The sequence below is a fragment of the Sulfuricurvum sp. RIFOXYD12_FULL_44_77 genome (genome assembly GCF_001830725.1).
In the GTDB taxonomy this organism is placed as follows: domain Bacteria; phylum Campylobacterota; class Campylobacteria; order Campylobacterales; family Sulfurimonadaceae; genus Sulfuricurvum; species Sulfuricurvum kujiense_A.
On sequence record NZ_MIBU01000314.1, the window covers coordinates 1 to 2,399 of the forward strand.

The following is a 2,399-nucleotide window of genomic DNA, read 5'->3' on the forward strand; positions in this document are numbered from 1 at the left end:
AATACGTTGATACTGATTGTCGAAGATGAACAAGATATCTTGGAACTCATGGAGTACCATTTAGGGAAAGAGGGATTTGAGACTATCGGCTTTCTTAATACCAAACACGTCGTTGATGCGCTTGAAGAGGAGAAAGTCGATCTGATTTTAATGGATCGCAATCTCCCGGGTGCGGAGGGATCTGAGTTTGTCGAGTCACTCCGTAAACGCGGTATCCAAACCCCTGTTATTTTTGTAAGCGCGAAACATAAAGACGAAGAGATCGAGCAAGGGTTTGAGCGCGGAGGCGATGATTATATCACCAAGCCTTTTAGCATGAAAGAGTTAATTTTACGGGTTAAAGCGGTATTGCGCCGTACGAAAAAACTCTCTTCTGAGGGGAATATCACCCACCGCGATATCGCTCTGAACCTCGCAGCACGTACCGTGTTTATTGAAGGGACTCCTGTCGATTTGACTAAACTTGAATTTGATCTTCTTCATGCCCTCATTGTCAACGAAAATGTCGTTTTGGAGCGTGATTACCTCCTTGAACATGTTTGGGGGAGCGATGATGTCTACCAAGACCGTACCGTCAACGTTGCTATCAATCGGCTCAAAGAAAAAATCGATCCTGACAAGTCCAAAGAGTATATAAAAACAGTACGGGGAGTCGGTTACACACTGTGTTAAGAATCCATCAACTTTTCTTTCTTAATGTTTTAGGGCTCTTTATCGCCGCACTTTCCATTGCCTCTTTGATCAGCTATTTCACCCTCAAATCGATGATTATTCATGACAGTGAAAATCGGCTGATCGAAAATATCAATCTGCTAGAACCTCTTCTCGTTACAACGAATGATTTTGACCGTTTTGTTGCGCAAGCATCCGGAAAAACCTTTCTTAGGGTCACTGTGATCGCTGAAAACGGAGATGTACTCGCCGAAAGTGATGCGGACAAAGCGTCCATGGAAAACCACTCCGGACGCGTTGAGGTGATGCATGCCATGACACAGCCTTACGGCGTAGCTATCCGCTATTCTAACACCGTCAAAACCGACTATATCTACGTTGCCCACAAAATAATTGCCCCTGACAAAACATTTTATATCCGTTTGGCAATGGGTCTTGATGGGGTAATGAACCATTTTTATGCGTTGTGGATACAGCTGGTCATTGCCTTTAGCGTGTTAGTCGTTATTGCCCTCATTATTGCCTATAACATCTCTAAAAAAACCCGTTATGATATCCTCCAGATCACCCGATACCTCGATGAAGTATCCGCTAAAAACTACCGAGCCGTTCTCAAGCCCGAGTACTTCCGCGAATTTTTGCAAATCTCCATCATGCTTAAAAATTTGGTTAAAAAGCTCCATAACCGCGACAAACAAAAACGGAAACACACCGCTAAGCTCCGTCTTATTAATAAACAACAAAACGATATCCTCTCTGCCATCAGCCATGAGTTCAAAAATCCGATTGCCGCTATTATGGGTTATGCCGAAACCCTCCATGATGATCTAAACATCGATCCGAAAATTCGTGAAAAGTTTTTGGATAAAATCCTCTCTAACACCCATCGCGTCACACTGATGCTCGATCGCCTTGCCCTCTCGGTGAAGTTGGAGAATAATGATCTCTCCATCAAACCCTCAATCTTTGATATTGCAGACGTTTGCACAGAGTCGATCTCCATACTGCAGGCTAAATACCCCGCTCGCATCCTCCATTTCACAGGGGGGACAAAAACGGTATTTGCCGATAAGACGATGATCGAACTTATCGTCACGAATCTCGTCGATAACGCTCTCAAATATTCCGAAGAAGATGTCACCCTAACCCTTAGCGATACTGAACTCTCAGTGACAGACAAAGGGATCGGGATCGCCCCATCCGAGCTCGATAAAATAACCTCTAAATTTTACCGTGTCCAAAAAAACCGCTGGGATAACTCTATGGGGCTAGGACTCTCTATCGTCAGCTACATTCTCAAACTTCACGATTCTGAGCTTCGGATTAAAAGTACATTGGGGATCGGATCAACGTTCAGCTTCTCGCTTGAGAATCTGATCCAAAAAAAGGGTACTCTAAAAAAATGATACCTATCCCTCTATCCTTGATGCGGCTCATAGAACATCTCGAGCGCAATGGGATAAAGTCAATTTTTGTTGGGGGGTTTGTCCGTGATCATTTCTCGGGACACACAACCTCTGATTTGGATATTGAACTCTACGGTGTTTCCTCACTAGAACAACTCGAAGCACTTCTGGCACCTTTTGGGAAAATAGGGCTTTATGGGAAAAGTTTTGGGGTAATCAAACTCTCATTTGCAGGATATTCGATCGATTTTTCACCCCCTCGTACTGAGTCCAAAGCGGGGTTTGGACACAAAGGGTTTGAGATGGCATGGTTTAGTGATC

General features: G+C 44.0%; 2 protein-coding genes and 1 pseudogene. All 3 read left to right on the plus strand.

Features of this window, described 5'->3' with window-relative positions:
* Positions 1 to 6 precede the first annotated feature (6 nt).
* A complete protein-coding gene (locus tag A2517_RS11880; protein WP_294897345.1) occupies positions 7 to 672 on the plus strand; it encodes a response regulator transcription factor in 666 nt (221 codons plus the stop codon).
* Positions 666 to 2,078, plus strand: a complete 1,413-nt coding sequence (locus A2517_RS11885; protein ID WP_294897343.1) for a HAMP domain-containing sensor histidine kinase — start codon at positions 666 to 668, stop codon at positions 2,076 to 2,078. The genes A2517_RS11880 and A2517_RS11885 overlap by 7 nt, the downstream gene beginning before the upstream one ends.
* Positions 2,075 to 2,399 (plus strand): annotated as a pseudogene (locus tag A2517_RS11890) (CCA tRNA nucleotidyltransferase); the annotation flags it as partial. The gene A2517_RS11885 and the pseudogene A2517_RS11890, both read left to right, overlap by 4 nt.